The organism is Pseudoalteromonas sp. ABE4_541 (genome assembly GCF_056312285.1).
This window is the reverse complement of the sequence record NZ_JBSVEM010000033.1, coordinates 1-18,118: the sequence shown is the minus strand read 5'-3', so window position 1 is coordinate 18,118 and position 18,118 is coordinate 1. Positions and strand designations below refer to the sequence as shown.

The window sequence follows — 18,118 nt, the reverse complement described above, 5'->3', positions numbered from 1 at the left end:
CTAGTTATGTTCATGAGTATCTGAGTATCTGAGTATTTTTTATTAGCAAGAATTACAATAAAAAGCGCAAGTTACACTTAGGAGCGAAGTAAAACACTTTGTGCAAATCAAGGTAGACCGAAAGTAAATGGCTAAAACTAACTTTAAATAGGCAAAAAAAATGGGTAACTCATTTGAGTTACCCATTCTTCTATGTGGCGGAGAGATAGGGATTTGAACCCTAGATACGCTATTAACGTATGCCGGTTTTCAAGACCGGTGCTTTCAACCGCTCAGCCATCTCTCCGCAGCGGGGCGAATATTAGATAATCCCCGCGCCAATGTGAAGCTTTTTTTTCAAAAAAACGTTTAAGTGCTCAAAAAACCTCACATTTGTTCAAAAGACCACCAGGGCAAGTGGGTTACACGGAACTTTTGCTAAAAATGACACTCTATTTGATCGACAATGTTTGCTCAACCATATAACTATTGGTAATCTTAACCCAGTTTAATTATTGGAACATTTGTTCACTAAGGAGTTTAACCATGGCGTTCAATCACTCGTACGGTGCCGCTAAGCCGGTCATGTCGACAGTTGAAACTAACAAGGTATTAAAGAATACGTATTTCCTTCTTGCTATGACATTGGCATTCAGTGCCATCACAGCTGGCATTTCAATGACAATGGCATTACCACGTTTCACTGGCCTTGTATGTTCTCTTATTGGCCTAGGTTTGATTTTTGTTATTCACAAAAAAGCAAACTCATCTTCGGCGATTGGTTTAGTGTTCTTGTTTACAGGTATTATGGGCTTTGGCTTAGGGCCGTTGCTTAACCACTACGCGGCAATGCCAAATGGCGGTATGCTGATCATGCAAGCTTTGGGTTCAACTGCGCTAATCTTCTTTGGTTTATCAGCTTATGCATTAACGACTAAGAAAGACTTCTCTTTTATGGGCGGCTTTTTAACGGTTGGTTTAATTGTCGTTATCATTGCAAGTCTTGTTAATTTATTTATTGGTAGTAGCGTTGCATTTATGGCGCTGAACGCAGCGGTAGTACTGATCATGTCTGGCTTCATCTTATATGATACAAGCCGCATCATTAACGGTGGCGAAACCAACTATGTACTAGCAACAGTTGGTTTGTACTTAAATATCTATAACCTATTTACTTCATTACTCGCTCTTTTAGGCGCAAGTGATGACTAACCAGTTTGATCTGGTAAAATAAGCCCCTTATTGGGGCTTTTTTTATGAGCATGTTTTGAGCAAATTCGTTTTATCGTTGCATACAGGGGTTGCCGATCAGCATAGTTTGCTGAGCTTATCTCGTTTTGCACATGCAGCCACACAAAGTGGCCATACAATTGACTGTATCTTTTTATATCAAGATGCGGTGAGTCATGCATCTTCTTATCTTCAACTAGCGACTGACGAACTCGACGTTAAAGCCACTTGGCAGTCACTTGCAGACTTAAACATCCCGCTACTGTTGTGCGTTACAGCAGCTGAAAAACGCGCAATTGATTTAAGCAAGACCGAGCTTTTCAAAGTTGCTGGGCTTGCTGAATTTGCCATGTTGAGTGCCAAGGCTGATAAATGGGTACAATTTAAATGAAGAATGTTTTAGTGATCAGCCAAAGTAGTCCATTTGATGGTCTAAAACTACGTGATGCATTAGATACAACACTTATCTATGCTGCCATTGATCAAAATGTGTCTTGGCTCTTGACAGGTAGCGCAGTACTTGCCTTAAAAAGCGAGCAATCGGCAGCACATTTAGGTTTGAAAGATTTTTTTAAGACCATAAAAACGCTTGAAATATATGACGTTGAACAGATTTATGTATGTGAAGATGCCCTGCTGCACTATGGTTTAGATGCACAACAGCTCACAATCGATGTAACAGCGCTTAATAAACAAAAACAGCGGGCACTTTTACAGCAGCAAGATTATGTGGTGACGATATGATAATCAATACAGTTCACATTCTTTCAAAGCCCATTCAATACTATCTCGGTTTAGAGATAAGTAGCCTGATTGCAGATAATGACGTTGTGCTGCTCACTGGCGATGCATGCTACGATACAACAGCCTACAAAGCATTTGCAATGCACTTGTACGTACTGTCGGAATGTGCCACTGCTCGCGGTATTACCACAACTGATGAAATAAAATGTATTAACGATATTGAATGGGTCGAGTTAATTGCTCACGCTCATAAATCAATTACTTGGTAAATTATGTTAGAAATAAACAATCAATCCATTGAAACCGACAAGCAAGGATACTTACTCGATCATACACAATGGACACCTGAACTTGCCCCAATTATTGCAGAGCAAGAAAACATTGTACTCACAGATGCGCATTGGGAGGTCGTCAACTTTGTCCGTGATTTTTATGAAGAATATAACACCAGCCCTGCAATACGAATGCTTGTAAAAGCGATGGCCAAAGCGCTTGGCGAAGACAAAGGTAACAGCATGTATTTGTATAAACTGTTTCCCAAAGGCCCCGCTAAACAAGCCACTAAGATTGCTGGTTTGCCAAAACCAGCAAGGTGCATTTGATTTTTAGACAAACACGCTCATGACAGCAAATTAAATGTTACATGAGCGCCTGAAAGCCGCACTTTTGTGTGGCTTTATGTAGTAACCTCAGCTTCAGATAATTATGCCTTCTTAACGAACTTAGCGGTAACCATCATTTCGCCCACCCCATCAACTTTACAGTCAAGTTCATGATCCTTTTTATCGAGCACACGTCTAACTAAAGCTTTAGTGCCAATTTTAATTACTTGTGAGCTGCCTTTTATTTTTAAATCTTTGATCACAGTTACCTTATCACCATCTACAAGCAATGTGCCGTTTGCATCTTTTACATTTACGACATCGTCATCATTCACTTCAGATGGGTTCCATTCATGAGCACATTCTGGGCAAATAAGGTTTGCTTGATCTTGATAGACATATTCTGATTGACATTTCGGGCAGGGAGGAAGAGACATAATTTACCATTCATTTTATTCAAGTTACCCACACCCGCACGACTTTGCAGGTGTGACACAGTTGCTCGCGATTATAACATCTGATTTGCTAATTTTAATTGTGCAGAAAGCCGAAAACCACCTTATTGCTTAATTTCCAGCGCAATCTGTTCAATACATTTACGCGCCGAGCCAGAGATAGCCGACAGTTGATAAAACCCGTGGATCACGCCTAAGTATCTCTGACAATGTGCGTCAACACCATAAGACAAGAGCTTTCTGTAGAGTACTTCCCCTTCATCTCGTAAGGGATCAAATTCTGCTGTAATAATCGTTGTAGAAGGCAAATTACTTAAATCGGCATCCAATAAATTGAGCTCAGGCGTATTTTTAAGTTGCTCTTGTGAGCCAGCATACAAAGCAAAACCAGACAGTAACATTTGAGCGGTAATAATAAAATCGGTGCCATTTTCACTGTAACTATTGGATAAACCTGACGGATCTAACATCGGATAAATCAGTATCTGTTTTTTCGGCAACCTTAGGTTGTTATCTCTTAACCGAATAGAGGTAGCAAGGGCTAAATGTCCCCCTGCACTATCCCCAACAAAAACGATACTGTCTGTCTTGGCACCATATTTATGTCCGTGTGATTGAATGCTTAACACGCCCTCAAAAGCATCGTCATGAGCCGCAGGGTAAGTATGCTCTGGTGCAAGACGGTACTGAATACAAATAACCATGGTTTTTGACAAAGCAGCGAGCTGCCTTAGCTGTTGTTCATGTGTTTTAAAGCTACCACTGACAAAACAGCCACCATGAAAGTATACAGTTACAGGCAGATCTGTCGTATTGAGTGGTTTATAAACTTTAATCGCTGTACCCCCAATCTTGTCTTCAAACTCTTCGGCCATGACCGGACTGTCCCCAGCCAATGCGGTACTTGCAATGTACCCTTCTCGTCTCGCTTCAATGCTCTGCTGCGAAGCACAAGGCCGGCCTTGGACTATAAACTCTTCGACTAACTTCCCAATACCAAACTCTAAATTATTGACCATACGTGTATTCACTAATTAATAATGCGAAGATAATACACGAACCAAACCTATGTATATACATACAGTACCTCGTTTTTTTTAAGTAAATACTGATATGAGAGTAAATCAGGCGTATTGGTATTTGTTAACGTTATAAATGCAATAGACGCAAAAACAGGCCTTCATGAGGCCTGTTGATTGACTAAGTGCTATTTTAATACTGTGTTTACGCACATTGCCATGTTTGCGGACATTGCATCGTTGGTAAGCACATAAGCGTATCAAGATTGGTGCCGCCTGCTACTTGCGGTGTTTGTTGAGGAGCGAGTTTATTTGAAGAAGTATGAAGATTTTTAACCGCTTTCTTTTTTAGTTTAAGTAACATCGTAATTTCCTTTAGTTAGTTACAAATTTCGCAGCAAAGATAGCAGGTTTTTATATTCATAAAAAGCGGAATATATTAATTATTTTATCTAGATCAAGTGAAGATTAAGGATTGTACATACCTTAAAGTTTCATTAAATTAAATGACCACGTTTTAATCGAAACATTTAATTATCCACATTATTCCAACAAAATAAAAACAATGGAATGTAGCAAGTAGCTTGAAAATAATAATCAACGCACAGCAACAGATAGCAACTTGAATACAAGCCGCATATGTAAGTAGCTAGACTTTCTCAGGCATAGAGGTGATTAACAGCTGAGTTAATTAAGAACAAACATGGGGTGACACATAGCCACCCCGAATAAAAAGCGCCAGCATATACGCGTGTATAAAACCAAATTCAATTTAGCATACAGATTCATACTAAACTTTGGTTAAATTCATCGTATATCTAAAATAAACTTACCGACATAGCACAGTGATCGCTGAGCATTTCATCTTCTTTCATGTTTTTAAAATGATGAACACGTGATGACTCAACCGATAGCGCTGCATCAAATCCCCCGACAATGATGTGGTCGATTGGCTCAGGGTATCTTGGATGACAGCTTATCAAGTTATGTGTTGCAATTGTTGTACTACGTGAGTTAGCCGTTAGTATTTGAGCCAGCTTGTTGTTGGCCGAAGCAATTCTATGGTTGAAGTCACCCATAATTACATAGGGCTTGCCTGCATTTTCACGTTGCGCAATCCAGTTGTCTAAATGCGGTATTTGTTGTGCTAAAACCTGACACGATTTTTTGTCACTCGCTTGATAATTGTCAACAAAGCAGCCGCTTTTCATATGCACGTTTAAAATTTCTAATTCCCCCATTGGCGACTCGACATTCAACACCAGACCATAGCGCAAGCCTGGCATATCCAGTGAAAACTGATCACTATGAGTTACATCAAGAATTTTAATACTCTTTTTTACTGCAAACGCGACTTTTTGCTGACTGGAAGTATGACCATTAGCTCTGCAAGTATAGGATTGACTGTCTGGTCGTTGCGAGATAACCACATGCCACTGCTCACTAGGAAAAATTTGTTTGATCGCTTGCTCAGACGCAACCTCTTGCAGCGCGATAATATTCGCTTCCAGATCGTTTGCATATTCCTTCAGTGCATCAATTTCTTCTTGAGTTCTTGGTTTACACCCTTTATCAATGGGAAAAGCTAAATGCTCTACATTCCATGTTGCAACTTTGAGTTTTTCACTATCGTGAGCATTTGAAGCGATTAAATCACTCTCTGATGTAGCTCGTTCGCTCATGCATCCCATACTCAATGCACTGAGTGCGGTTGCAATCATCAGATTACTTAATTTCATACATCTAAGCCTATTAATTTTTACTATCCAGAACGTAACAGCGTTAAGAAACGCATTTGTCTGAACAAAGTTGATAATTCAATACGTGACTAATAGCGATAAGCATGGCACCTAACAGCGTAAATACGATTTCTCCTTTGTGTCCAAAAGCGACTCCTTCGAGGGCCAATGCACCTATTAACAGTGCCAGGCCCAAAAACCCTATTCCCAATATATAAAAGCGCCGATGCTGCTTACAGCCTAAAGTCAGCGCAAATATACTAAAAGGGAGAACTGTTACAACCATCCATAGGTGAAACACTTCATTATTAAGCTGAAATGAGGCTAGGGTCGGTATTAACGCCAATAGCATAGGGAAAAGCAGGCAATGAATTGCACAAGTTATTGATAGAAAAATAGATATTTTGTCTGTTAAACCAACTGTTGTTTTCACTACACTTATACCCCGTCATTAAAACCTAATATGAAAAGTTGACTGCTTTATGCCTTGGTTGAGATGATACAATATAACATAACAAAAAATAAAGGCAGTCATACATAATAGTCATTCGATAGGTGAACTTGATGAGTGATTTGAATTCCTAACTTTAATCCCTAAAAATAAAAAAAGCCTCGCATTTGCGAAGCTTTTTCTGATGTAATTGGCGATTACTCAATGCCAATTGTCGCGCTTTTTCATTGTGCTAACTTAAAGTAGTTAACTTTGAAAAAGCTTAACCATCCATTATAAAATTTCTAATAGCTCAACATCGAATACTAATGTTGAGAAAGGTGCGATTGATGCACCCGCGCCACGCTCACCGTACGCAAGCTCGTGTGGGATGTATAAACGCCATTTAGAACCAGCTGGCATTAGTTGTAATGCTTCGGTCCAACCTTTGATAACGCCATTGACAGGGAATTCTGCAGGCTGACCACGGTCATATGAACTATCAAATACTGTACCGTTGATTAATGTACCGTGATAATGAACACGTACTTTCGAATCTGCGGCTGGCTTAGTGCCTTCACCAGTGCTGATCACTTCATATTGCAGACCTGACTCAGTCACAGTGATTTCAGCACGTTTTGCGTTTTCTTCTAAGAATGCAACGCCCTCAGCTGCAAGTACTTTTGCTTCTTCTTCACGACGCGCTTGAATTTCAGCGTTAATTTTTTCGAATGCAGCTTGGATCTCAGGGATCTCAACACGGAACGCGTCACCCGCGTATGCGTCTTTCATTCCCTCAAATACTGAATGCAGGTTAAGTCCTTCAAATGGATTCGCTTTTAATTGCTCACCCATTTGTAAGCCAATTCCATAGCTTGCTTTTTCAGCATCTGTATTAAATAAATCTGACATAAGTTATTTCACTTTGTTTTCTATTAAAAGACGAGCGCAGTGTAACATAGCCAGTTATGAGTTTAAACGGACTTACTTGTCCGCTTTGTTTTGAGGTAGTTTTATTTTTCCAACCACGAATGTGGCGATTGGCAAACTCAAGCACAAACCTAGACCTAGCTCAGTACTATATTGCGCAAACCGCTCGGTAAAGTAATATCCAAACCCAGCAACCCCTGTCAAACTGATAATAACTGATGCAATCATAGGCCACATCTTTTCGTACTTTCGGATTAAGTGGCCGACAAGCAGACTGAATAAGAAAGTGAGTGACAGTGTTTTTACTAATGTCGGATCTTGCTGCCCATCAATGGCCAAACGTAATGCCATTTCTAAGCCGCTCATATAAAAGAAGCCAAATACAATCCACAAACTAGCATGTTTTACTACTAATGCTGACATAATGCCTCCAAAACGAAAAAAACCGCCGTTAAGGCGGTTTTGGGAATGAGGTGGCGGAGAGATAGGGATTTGAACCCTAGAAGGGCTATTAACCCTTGCCGGTTTTCAAGACCGGTGCTTTCGACCACTCAGCCATCTCTCCGTTGTTGGCGCGCATATTAGTGGTTTTCAGTTACGCTGTAAAGGGCTAAGTCTAACTTTTTTGTTAAATTCAATAATATTGTTTTGGCCTTCTAGCAAACCACGCACAGATAAGACTAAATATTGTGCACACAATAAGAATCACAGCACTTTTAATTATCGCTGGAGTCAACTCTTGAAAAGGAAGAAGTATGTTTAATAAGGGAGGAATGCAAGAAATAGTGGCAACAAGCAACAGAATTTTAAAGGCTCGAAAAAAATCAAAGCGCTTACTATAACCCATCCAAACAGACAATAGCGTTGCAATGATACAGGGTACGAGATAACCAATCAGGGACTGAGCCGACAAACTCAGCACATACGCACTCACTGCCCCCCCGAGTAACCCCCACATTAGCCAAACCCACCAGCGCTCCCGTTCTCTTAGAAATAAGTTGCCCATAACCGCGTTTATTATTGTTATAAAATACACAATTAGACTAACAAATAAACACACCTAAATACAACCGTAAGAAAGCATGACATTGGTTGCAAAAGCAACAAAAAAGCCTCAACAATTAGTTGAGGCTTTTAAAGGTAATAAATTGAGAAACGTTTAAGCTGACTTTTGTCTTTGCGCTTCTTTTTGTGCTTGCTTAGCTTCTTTACGCTGACGTAACGTTTCTTGTGCATCGTGACCAATATGACCTTCGCCACGTGCTTGCGCTAATTGGATTTGCTTTTGACGTTCAGCAAAACGAGTACGTTGCTCTTCGGTTAGGCTGTTATGACAATGATGACATGAAACACCTTCCATGTACTCTTCACGTTGCTTTTCTTCTTCAGTAATAGGCATACGACAAGCATGGCACTGATCGTAAGAGCCTTTTTGTAAATCGTGGTCAACCGCGACGCGGTTATCAAATACAAAACACTCACCTTCCCAGAGCGACTCTTCTTTTGGTACTTCTTCTAAGTACTTCAAGATCCCGCCTTCTAGGTGGTATACCTCTTCAAAACCCTGCTCTTTCATATATGCCGTTGACTTTTCGCAGCGAATACCGCCAGTACAGAACATCGCCACTTTTTTGTGCTTGCTTGGGTCTAGATTATCTTTTGCCCACTGCGGGAATTCACGGAAAGTTTTGGTGTTTGGATCGATAGCGTGCTTAAACGTACCAATCTCAATTTCGTAATCATTACGTGTATCAACCACCACCACGTCAGGGTCAGAGATTAAATCATTCCATTCATTTGGCTTAACATAGCTACCCACCACTTTTAGTGGATCGATGCCCTGTACGCCCATGGTCACGATTTCTTTTTTCAATTTTACCTTAGTGCGGTAAAACGGGCATGTCTCATCATATGACTCTTTATATACGATGTTGTCTAAACCAGGCTGTTTATCTAGCCACGCAAGCAGTGCATCAATACCTTCGCGTTTACCTGCAACCGTACCGTTAATACCTTCAGCCGCAAGCAGTAACGTACCACGCACTTCATTTTGTTCCATCACATCGTGAAGTGGTTGACGAATTTGTTCAAAGTTTGGCAGTGACACGAATTTATACATGGCACAAACCACAAATGGTTTAGACATAAGTTTTCCTAATTTTCAGCTTTCACTTCGCTTAGGGCATTAAGCACAACGCCAAAAGCACACTTACCGGACCGTAAATCCGGCGCTAGAGCGCGTATTGTACGGATTTTTACTTTAATTGCAAAAACCTGATGCAAGGATGCTTTAATGCTAGGAGAGCAAAGCAATGCTTTGCTATACTACGCGGTCTTAAAGAAAATCAGTTTTGGAGAAAAACGCTTTGCACTTTACTGAATTAGGCATAGAAACTCGCCTCGAAAAACAGCTTGCCCATCAAGGGATCACAGAGCCTACTGAGATCCAAGCTCAGGCCGTTCCAACGGCTATTGCAGGGCATGATGTATTCGCACAGTCCAAGACAGGTTCAGGTAAAACCTTAGCGTTTTTGTTACCCGCTGTTCACCGTGTTATGAAACAAAAAGCACTGAGCAAGCGCGATCCGCGCGTTTTGATCATTGCGCCGACCCGTGAACTCGCAACCCAAGTGTTTACCCAATGTCGTTTACTTATTGCAGGCACGAGCATTAGCGTCGTTAAAGTTTTAGGCGGCGAAAACTTCAACGACCAAGTCAAAGCCCTGCGTAAAGACCCACATATTGTGATTGGCACACCGGGTCGTATTGGCGACCACCTAGAACAACGCTCATTGCAATTAAGTGGCCTTGAGTTACTGATTTTTGACGAAGCAGATCGTATGCTCGATTTAGGTTTTGCTGATCAACTGAACAAAATTAACGATGAAGCGAATCACAGATTGCGTCAAACCTTGCTGTTTTCAGCAACCCTTGATCATGCACAGGTTGAAGTCACCTCTCGTAATTTACTGCGTGCACCGAAAAAAATCATATTGAGTGACGCCCACCAGCAACATGGTGATATTAAACAAACGCTCTATTTTGCTGACCATTTAGATCATAAAGATGCGTTACTCAAGCACTTTGTACAGCAAGACGACGTAGGTCAGTGCATCATCTTTACGGCAACTCGTGCAGATACCGTTCGTATCAGCGAACAACTGAATGAATTAGGTGTTAAAGCCACCGCTCTTGCTGGGGATTTGGCGCAAAACAAACGCCTTGATATTATGGATGCATTCAGCCGTGGCTTGTTTAAAGTACTTGTAACCACTGACGTTGCATCTCGCGGACTCGACTTACTGAGCGTTACCCACGTTGTTAACTTCGACTTGCCAAAACAAGCCGAAGAATATGTGCACCGAATTGGCCGTACAGGGCGTGCGGGTTTTAAAGGCACTGCTATCTCTTTAGTAGGCCCCAAAGATTGGAACAGCTATATCGCTATCAAAAACTACCTTAGCGATAAGTTAGAGTTCGCCAGCGTTGAAGGTCTAGAAGCCAAGTTTAAAGGCTTCAAGCCAGTCAAACCAAAAACCGCTAAACCAAAAGTTAACAAACCGGTTGCTAAAAAACCGGTTAAAAAAGTGGCTAAGCCAAAACCAAAAGTTAAAAAAGCCATTCCAGCACCATTTGACGTGGACGGTGCTGCGCCTCTTCGTCGTAAACCTAAGCCATCTGGGGAATAAATATGTTAGGTCGTATTGAAACATTAATGATCAGCGAAATATGCGCTGAAGGCGCCTACTTAGATGGCAAAGACCTCGGTGAAGTATTTTTGCCAGCCAAGGAACTTGAAGAGCACTTAGAAGAAGGTGATAGCGCACGCGTATTTATTTACCAAGACGCACAAGGCCACCCTACCGCCACCACCAAAACACCGATTGCACAGGTAGGTGAGTTTGCATTGCTGCGTGTTAAAGAGATCAGTAACGTGGGCGCCTTTATGGACTTGGGCATCGACAAAGACGTGCTCGCACCGTTTAACGAACAAAAGCCCAAAATGCGTGAAGGCTATAGCTACTTAGTTAAATTATATTTAGATAACGCCAGCCAGCGTTTATGTGCCTCTAGCAACCTCAATAAGTTTGTTAATAAAACCGAGCCCAGCTACGACAAGTTTCAAGAAGTGGATATTATCGTTGCGGCTAAAACAGACATTGGTTACAAAGTCATAATCAATGAACAACACTTTGGTGTGGTGTTTTTTAATACCGTGTTCAAGCGTATGTTTATTGGTCAAAAGCTAAAAGGCTACATTAAAGTAGTACGTGACGATGGTAAAATTGATGTGGTGTTAGACAAACCAGGTATGGGCAAAGTGGTCGACCTAGGCGAGCAAATTATGCAAGCACTCAAAGACAACGGCGGTCGATTACCGCTAGGCGATAAATCAGACCCTGAGCAAATCAAAAAGGCATTTTCAACCAGTAAAGCCAACTTTAAAAAAGCCATTGGCGGCTTGTTTAAGCAAGGCAAGATTGATATTGAAGCCAAATCGATTTCATTAAAAGACTAATAAAAAGGTGAGCTAAGCTCACCTTTTTAATGCCCAAAGTGCCGTGTATGTAAAAGGACTATTATGACGATCACCGACCTGGTCGCGCTGATTGAAGCGCACAAGTATCAATACGAAGTTGGCGAGCTTCAATCGATACGTAAGCGTTTAAAAAACCTTGCAAAGATGCCACAAAAGAACATTTTTCGCGTCGGTCAAAGTCGTACCAGTACGGTGGATGATAACGCAGGTTGGGGTTTTCACTTTGGTGGCAGGAGTGAGCTGCAATTTAACATTGGCATTGAGCATGCTGAACAAAACATGCTGGTTAGATATGGCGTGGCATTTAACATGGAGCCAAGTCAAAATGCCCCTGTTCCTTGGGTACAATTACGCCCAAGCATTGCGCGCTTTAATCAGTTTTTAACCAACCATATGAGTTCACTCTGTGATTTAAGCATGACTTACAACAGTGACGAACACGAAACGCTGCACAGCCCATTTGTGATAGATAACGCGTTAGTTCGGCCTAACGAATTTATTTTTCTTGGTAAATACGTCCCCCTTGCACAATTTGACTTGAGCGATTTGCTACACACCTTTGATCGTTTGCTCACGCTGTATATTTTTGTCGAAAGCCAAACACTCACCCTAACGAACGAAAACTTTGTGTTTAAGCGCCTTGAACGGGTGAATAAAAAACTCGAAACCCAATATCAAGTGTGCGCAAAAACCGTGAGCGTTAATTTAAAGCACAATAACTTAAGTGATGTATTAGAAGCGCAGTTAATTGCACAGTTTGGTGAAGCCGCTGTATCGATGGAAAAAAAACTAGGCCGATCCATGCAATGTGACGCCTTAGTCAAGCAGCCGCAAGGCCATCATATTTACGAAATTAAATCATATACCTCGGTTAAACACTGTATTCGCGAAGCATTAGGCCAACTACTCGATTACGCTCACTGGCCTCAAAATCATCAACTAAAGATTAAAGAACTCGTTGTTGTGGGTACATCGGCTCTTTGCGAAGACTCTCAAAAATATCTATCAACGTTACAAAGTGCATATAATTTACCTCTAAAATATCAGCAATTGAGTGTTTAAGTACCAAAATCGCTCACCACAACGAGCACTTTTAATGGGCCCGTTTATGGCGTTGCTGTCCTGAATGTGCCGCTTCATGGCCTGAACCAGAGTTAGCTGTTGACCCAACTCCAATAGAATTACCCTGTAACGTCGCCTTGGCACCTAACTGTGCAGGCCCACTAGGAGTGGCTGTTACATCATTGGGCGCTAGCCCCTGTATTCGGTCAATAGGACCTGCCCCTAAAACAAAGTTTAGAAGCGCTGATACAATTAGCCATTACATAGGATTACAAACACCATCCTCTGACAACAAGGCACTGTCACAAATCATATTTCAAATGTCGGAAGTAGGCTCTAAAGTAGGGTGTTTCGTGTAGATGAAGATCAATGAATGCAATAAGTTAAACCCTAAAGCGCTTTAAATTTATCCAGTGTGTGGGCTAAGTGCGGTTAGCCCACTCCATTCATTTAGCTCCAACTCTTTTGCGAGAGAAAAAATTGGCAAAAATATAATCTCGCTCCGCGATACTTGAATGGCAATCTGCACATGCTTTTTTTATTTCTGGTTGAGACCCTTTACCTCTTAGTAGCACATTACCCTCTCTATCAAACTGTGCATATTCCCAATCACCAAATTCAGGAGAATAGCCCTTCTCACGTTTTAGCATCATCGTGACAGTGAGTGCTGTTTGTGGCGAGCCTGATTGAGCAGAAAAATTTTCTTTTAATACAATCGTACCAGCACTATAGTGCTTAAACTCTGGGGGAGACAATTCTTCTTCTTCGTCTTCATCATAGTCCTGATAATACCTAAGGTATTCCATATAATTACGTTCATATACCTCAGGTTGCTTATTAATAAACACTAAAATGAACTGCTGCCAATGCAGCCCCGAATGCTCAAACCCCGTTACTCTATACCAATCTGTTCGATAGTTTTTTAGTTGCGATTGATACTGCTCAGGAATTTTAAACGGATAAACATCAAACGGCCCCGAAAGCGCTTTTCCTGATGCACAAGTACCCATGCATATCGCTAAATAGTATATAGCTTTCATTGACTTTCCTATTGTAGCTGTAGTGTAAGTGTTGCTCTCTTTTTACCTTTGTATAGAACATCAACCGATTGTTGTTCTCCTGATTTAAGCTCTACTTCTACAGGAGCATACTTGGGGATTTGAAGCACAAACTTGGTGTGATTTCCAGCTTCAAGCTTAATAGGATAAGTTTTTTGTTTCTTCTCAAAGGGCAATACTTGATAAGCATCACTATTAACATTGGCTATGTAGCTTCGCATTTTTGGATGGATCTTACATCCTATCCTTGTCAAAGTATTATTAGCCCAATTGACTGTCACGTTTGAGTTTTGTCCTTCGTTCATCAGTCCAACATCAAATTTAACCCCTGTTTTAGGGTCATTAGCAAAAATATTATGCTGAAAACTATCGGAGTTTTTAAACGTGATTTCGCCATTATTACCAACAACAATCATTTTCTTGTCAAAAACTTTGTTTGACTGATCTAATTGTGCTGTTGCTGGGCCAACCCCTCCTTCAGCGTAAATAATTCCCACAAACGAGGGCTTCTTCACAAACTCTAAAGTTCCAGTAAGTGTCGCACTTAAGGCACCAAATGAACAAAACATAAAAAACAACATGAAAGACTTAAACATCATATTTCCTCCTTAGGGTAAAACGGGACGTTCAATGATTATTGGATCGGTTAAAGCAGCCATAAATGCGATCAGATCCGCTTTTTCTTGTGCATTTAAATTAAGTGGTTTAATAAGTGGACTCAGGTGTTTATTTTTAATACCACCAATATTGTAATGTTCCACCACTTCTTCTAATGTTCCCAATGATCCATCATGCATATAAGGAGCACTCATGATGATATTGCGCAAGCCAGGAGTTTTAAACGCCCCTATCATATTCTTGTTTTTATTAACCTTATAACGCCCTTCGTCTTTATCTCCAATACCAATATTGTGAAAACTATCATCGGTAAAATTAGCACCATCGTGACATTTATCACACCTTGCTTTTCCAACAAATAACTGCAAACCTCTCATCGCAGACGGAGACATTGCCTGCGTATCACCCGCCAAATATTTATCAAACGCAGAGTTGTCGCTAATAATCGTTCTTTCAAAAGCCGCTATCGCTTTTCCTACGTTTTCAAATGTTAATTCTCCATAAATATCATCGAAAGTTTTTGCATAATAGGGTACGTCATTCAGTCTTTCTAGTACCTTTACTGGTGTCATTTGCATTTCAACGTCGGACACAAGTGGCCCGAGCGCTTGCTCTTCTAAACTAGCAGCTCTGCCATCCCAAAAGAATATAGATGACCAAGCTAAGTTGTATAAATGGGGGGCATTTCGATCTAATATTGCACCACTGCTGCCATTTCCTTTAGCGACGCCGTCACTAAACCCTAACTCGGGGTTGTGGCAAGTTGCGCAAGACTGATTTTGGTTTTTGGATAATCTAGGGTCGAAAAAGAGCAGTTTGCCTAGATTAATTTCCGCCTCACTGTGCTCTTCATCATCCGGGTATTCGATGTCATCCACGTCAGGTGTACTTATCGTTAAACTCTCATTTGAAGCATTCAAATTCATAGAGATAAAACTCAAAATACATAAAAACAACATATACACCTTTGAGTTCATGTATAAACCCCTTTCTGCCAAATTGTTAATCAGATTAATTGATCTCAATCAAGGATTGTCTATATTTAGCGATAAATCAAAGAAAAGTTACGCTTTTTTAAACTCAGTAGGTTCGCATGAACATCGACGCCCTAATAAATTGAATTAATTAGAGATATTATAAAATGATAAATTCGCGTTCCTCATATAGTATCGGCGCAAAGATGCTTTTAGCCTTTGCAATTATTACTTTTCTCGGCATATTTAGTAATTTCTTCGTATACTTGACGACCACAAAAATAGGAAACAACTTTACTTCGGTCTCTAATACTTCGATTCCCCTTGTAAAGGCCAACTCACAATTGAGGCGCAGTATTTTAGAGTCTTCGACTTCTTTAAAGGATCAGATCATTACAGGTAATGATCCAAGCTCAAAAAGTAACGCAATTGCTCAACAGAACAAAGCATGGAATGATGTTTTTATCCATTATCAAAGTATTGAAAAGTTGGCTGTTAACACAGGGTTTTCTCCGAAAGTACTGACTGAGATTTATGATGCTTTGATATCGCTGAAAAAAGAACAACAAGTTATTTCCAATATTGCCAACACAGTTGACAATGAACCTGCTGTAAAACTGTTAGTTACCCAAGCAATCCCACTTGCTACATCAATGCTCTCGTTACTTTCTAAGATCTCAGAAATGGACATGGCGGAAGACGCCGATGACGAAGAAAAAGCAGAACTAAACCAATTATTGGTTGAATCGCAGATTAGCTTTGCCACCGCTATCTCAGAGTTGCGTGCTTTTTTATTAACTCGGGATAAAGAAAATATAGATGGCTTTGATCAAGCATGGATTTTAAATAGTGATGCCTTTACAGAGGTTCAAGATGACTACGAAGATGCATTTACCCCTCAACAATTACAGCTTTGGCAAAACTATAGTAAAGAACGGGAAAAACTCGCACCCATTACGATTATGGCATTTGAAAAACAAGCTAGTGAACAAGCTAACTTCGCAATTTATCATTTAAGAACGACTGTAAGCCCATTAACCGATAAAATATTCGACAAACTAGATTCGCTCAGTGAGCATGTCGTCAATGTGTCTCAAAAAGGGATTGAAGATACTGATTCATCACTTACAGATATGCTCACAATTATTTTTATTAGTTCCATTTTGACCGTAATAATTGCTAGTACAGTTAGTATTACCTTCAGCCAAAAGTTAAAGCTAAGAGTCCAACAACTACTAAAAAGAGCACATAATATTTCTGGAGGGAATCTGACAACGCAAGATGACTACTTTGATATTCGCACCAATGACGAGTTAGGCCAACTTTCTGAGAGCTTTAATCATATGACTTTATCGTTATCAACGGCCATATCTACGGTCAAACGTCAGTCTCGCCAAGTCGGTCATTCTGCTCACCAGGTGGCGGCCATCGCTTCTGAGATAACGGTTGTGGCACAAAAGGAAAACGAAAGTTACTCAGACGTAATGCGAGTAACTGAATCATTTATGGATTTGTTAATTGAGTCTAGTACCGCTATTAGTGATAGTGAAAAGGTGTTAGAAGAAGCTAAAATACAAGCTGATTTAGGGATCACAGCAGTCAATAATAACCTGACAGAAATGAATCGAACGGTAGAAGTTGTAGAGCTAGCTTCCAAAGAGGTGGAAGAGCTAAAGCTTGCTAGTGAGGAAATAGAATCTGTTACCGATGCCATATCAACCGTAGCAGATCAAACCGCGCTGATAGCTCTCAATGCTGCTATCGAAGCAGCTAGGGCTGGTGAACAAGGCCGAGGGTTTGCAGTGGTTGCAGATGAAGTGAGAAACTTAGCACAACGAACTGCTAGTTCAACAGACGAAATTAGAGTTGTAATATCACAACTCATAACAAAGGTCGCTGACGTTATTAGGTTAATGTCAGACATTATTGAACAGGTAGATGTCAGCAAATCTCGTTCTGATGATAGTGGTAATACTTTGCGTTCAATGACCAAAACAATAGACAATATTATTTCGGTTAATCAGCAAGTATCTATACGCTCAAATCAACAGAGCGAGCAAATGCATGAGATGCAAATTAAGTTACAGCATTTATTTAGTTCACTTCAGCAAAATGCTGAAAAAGCTCAAATGGTATCTATGATCGGTGGGGATTTATACGTCACATCAGAATTAGTTAATCAACTGATGGATGGTTTTAATTTTGATAACGATGGCTTACGTGAATTATCTACAGAGGAACAAAGAAGTTCAACACGCTTAGAAGCCAAGGTGAAAGTTGAAGTCATTCAACAAACTAATAAACACTCAACAATTACACGCGAACTTAGCTGCACGGGTTGCGGAATTACGTTAAGTAATCAATTAAACCAAGAACTTGAAGTAGATTCAGAAGTTACGCTCGTATTTTATGTTCCCAAGAAAAGCTATCAAGATTATATGAACCAGCCCCCTCTAAGCATAGTTTCTCGCGTTATTTGGAAACAAGAAGACGATATAAAGCATACATATTATGGTCTCGAATTTTTACCAAGAAACGATACCGAACGTAAAGCAATCAAAGAGTTATATCTATTTTTTGACGAGTAATACCTAGTTTATAGCTAACTCCTAACACGTGGAAAATATAGGAAATCCAAATCTAGTACGAGGGCGTTCAGAATTCTGTGTCAGCCTAAAAAATTAAATATCTAGTGCGCCATCCAGCCGACCTTCGAAGTGGATGGCGAACTGCGACAG

At 40.5% G+C, this 18,118-nt stretch carries 20 protein-coding genes and 2 tRNA genes; 9 read left to right on the top strand and 13 right to left on the bottom strand.

The window, feature by feature from the left end:
• Positions 1-195: 195 nt before the first annotated feature.
• Positions 196-286 (bottom strand) — tRNA-Ser (locus tag ACW689_RS20805).
• A 239-nt stretch (positions 287-525) separates the two neighbouring features.
• Here ACW689_RS20805 and ACW689_RS20800 point away from each other — a divergent pair.
• Genes ACW689_RS20800 through ACW689_RS20780 form a run of 5 tightly spaced genes read left to right on the top strand, consistent with a single transcriptional unit; the run spans position 526 to position 2,555 of the window.
• Complete coding sequence (locus tag ACW689_RS20800) at positions 526-1,191, top strand: Bax inhibitor-1/YccA family protein (protein ID WP_476294249.1); 666 nt, start codon at positions 526-528, stop codon at positions 1,189-1,191.
• Between the two features lie 55 nt (positions 1,192-1,246).
• Positions 1,247-1,600 (top strand): sulfurtransferase complex subunit TusD, encoded by a 354-nt coding sequence (gene tusD / locus ACW689_RS20795; protein ID WP_476294247.1) that lies wholly within the window; start codon positions 1,247-1,249, stop codon positions 1,598-1,600.
• The gene (gene tusC, locus ACW689_RS20790; RefSeq protein WP_476294245.1) at positions 1,597-1,953 is read left to right on the top strand and encodes a sulfurtransferase complex subunit TusC; all 357 of its coding nucleotides are present in this window, start codon (positions 1,597-1,599) and stop codon (positions 1,951-1,953) included. The genes tusD and tusC overlap by 4 nt, the downstream gene beginning before the upstream one ends.
• Positions 1,950-2,222, top strand: a complete 273-nt coding sequence (locus ACW689_RS20785) for a DsrH/TusB family sulfur metabolism protein (protein WP_476294243.1) — start codon at positions 1,950-1,952, stop codon at positions 2,220-2,222. Before tusC ends, ACW689_RS20785 begins: the two co-directional genes overlap by 4 nt.
• A 3-nt stretch (positions 2,223-2,225) precedes the next feature.
• Positions 2,226-2,555: a TusE/DsrC/DsvC family sulfur relay protein gene (locus tag ACW689_RS20780; RefSeq protein WP_476294242.1), complete on the top strand. Its 330-nt coding sequence runs from the start codon at positions 2,226-2,228 to the stop codon at positions 2,553-2,555.
• A 101-nt stretch (positions 2,556-2,656) separates the two neighbouring features.
• Here the strand turns inward: ACW689_RS20780 and ACW689_RS20775 are convergent, their stop codons facing one another.
• From ACW689_RS20775 to trhO, 9 genes are all read right to left on the bottom strand, one after another.
• Positions 2,657-2,992, bottom strand: coding sequence for a zinc ribbon domain-containing protein YjdM (locus ACW689_RS20775; RefSeq protein WP_476294241.1), 336 nt, complete (start codon positions 2,990-2,992; stop codon positions 2,657-2,659).
• Between the two features lie 122 nt (positions 2,993-3,114).
• Positions 3,115-4,029: an alpha/beta hydrolase gene (locus ACW689_RS20770; protein ID WP_476294240.1), complete on the bottom strand. Its 915-nt coding sequence runs from the start codon at positions 4,027-4,029 to the stop codon at positions 3,115-3,117.
• Between the two features lie 205 nt (positions 4,030-4,234).
• Entirely contained in the window at positions 4,235-4,393 is a 159-nt protein-coding gene (locus tag ACW689_RS20765) for a hypothetical protein (protein ID WP_476294239.1), read from the bottom strand.
• A 454-nt stretch (positions 4,394-4,847) separates the two neighbouring features.
• Positions 4,848-5,768 (bottom strand): endonuclease/exonuclease/phosphatase family protein, encoded by a 921-nt coding sequence (locus ACW689_RS20760; protein WP_476294238.1) that lies wholly within the window; start codon positions 5,766-5,768, stop codon positions 4,848-4,850.
• Positions 5,769-5,811: 43 nt separating this feature from the next.
• The gene (locus ACW689_RS20755) at positions 5,812-6,201 is read right to left on the bottom strand and encodes a MerC domain-containing protein (protein WP_476294237.1); all 390 of its coding nucleotides are present in this window, start codon (positions 6,199-6,201) and stop codon (positions 5,812-5,814) included.
• Positions 6,202-6,492: 291 nt separating this feature from the next.
• Complete coding sequence (locus tag ACW689_RS20750; RefSeq protein ID WP_476294236.1) at positions 6,493-7,110, bottom strand: FKBP-type peptidyl-prolyl cis-trans isomerase; 618 nt, start codon at positions 7,108-7,110, stop codon at positions 6,493-6,495.
• A gap of 72 nt (positions 7,111-7,182) precedes the next feature.
• Positions 7,183-7,551, bottom strand: a complete 369-nt coding sequence (locus ACW689_RS20745) for a hypothetical protein (RefSeq protein ID WP_476294235.1) — start codon at positions 7,549-7,551, stop codon at positions 7,183-7,185.
• 51 nt (positions 7,552-7,602) lie between these two features.
• Positions 7,603-7,693: transfer RNA gene (locus tag ACW689_RS20740), tRNA-Ser, on the bottom strand.
• Between the two features lie 594 nt (positions 7,694-8,287).
• On the bottom strand, positions 8,288-9,274 hold the full coding sequence (gene trhO, locus ACW689_RS20735) for an oxygen-dependent tRNA uridine(34) hydroxylase TrhO (RefSeq protein WP_476294233.1): 987 nt from the start codon (positions 9,272-9,274) through the stop codon (positions 8,288-8,290).
• 220 nt (positions 9,275-9,494) lie between these two features.
• On the opposite strand from trhO, the gene ACW689_RS20730 reads away from it, so the two are divergent.
• From ACW689_RS20730 to ACW689_RS20720, 3 genes are all read left to right on the top strand, one after another.
• Positions 9,495-10,817 (top strand): DEAD/DEAH box helicase, encoded by a 1,323-nt coding sequence (locus ACW689_RS20730; RefSeq protein WP_476294261.1) that lies wholly within the window; start codon positions 9,495-9,497, stop codon positions 10,815-10,817.
• Positions 10,818-10,819: 2 nt separating this feature from the next.
• A complete protein-coding gene (locus ACW689_RS20725; RefSeq protein WP_476294231.1) occupies positions 10,820-11,647 on the top strand; it encodes a CvfB family protein in 828 nt (275 codons plus the stop codon).
• Between the two features lie 63 nt (positions 11,648-11,710).
• Positions 11,711-12,730 (top strand): hypothetical protein, encoded by a 1,020-nt coding sequence (locus ACW689_RS20720; protein WP_476294230.1) that lies wholly within the window; start codon positions 11,711-11,713, stop codon positions 12,728-12,730.
• A 446-nt stretch (positions 12,731-13,176) separates the two neighbouring features.
• Here ACW689_RS20720 and ACW689_RS20715 read toward each other — a convergent pair whose 3' ends face one another.
• From ACW689_RS20715 to ACW689_RS20705, 3 genes are read right to left on the bottom strand one after another with little or no spacing between them, the layout of a single operon-like run.
• Complete coding sequence (locus ACW689_RS20715; protein ID WP_476294228.1) at positions 13,177-13,770, bottom strand: cytochrome P460 family protein; 594 nt, start codon at positions 13,768-13,770, stop codon at positions 13,177-13,179.
• Between the two features lie 8 nt (positions 13,771-13,778).
• Entirely contained in the window at positions 13,779-14,387 is a 609-nt protein-coding gene (locus ACW689_RS20710; protein WP_476294226.1) for a cupredoxin domain-containing protein, read from the bottom strand.
• 9 nt (positions 14,388-14,396) lie between these two features.
• Positions 14,397-15,383 (bottom strand): cytochrome-c peroxidase, encoded by a 987-nt coding sequence (locus ACW689_RS20705; RefSeq protein WP_476294224.1) that lies wholly within the window; start codon positions 15,381-15,383, stop codon positions 14,397-14,399.
• Between the two features lie 164 nt (positions 15,384-15,547).
• Here ACW689_RS20705 and ACW689_RS20700 point away from each other — a divergent pair, with 164 nt between their 5' ends.
• A complete protein-coding gene (locus ACW689_RS20700; RefSeq protein ID WP_476294223.1) occupies positions 15,548-17,968 on the top strand; it encodes a methyl-accepting chemotaxis protein in 2,421 nt (806 codons plus the stop codon).
• The last annotated feature ends 150 nt before the right edge of the window (positions 17,969-18,118 follow it).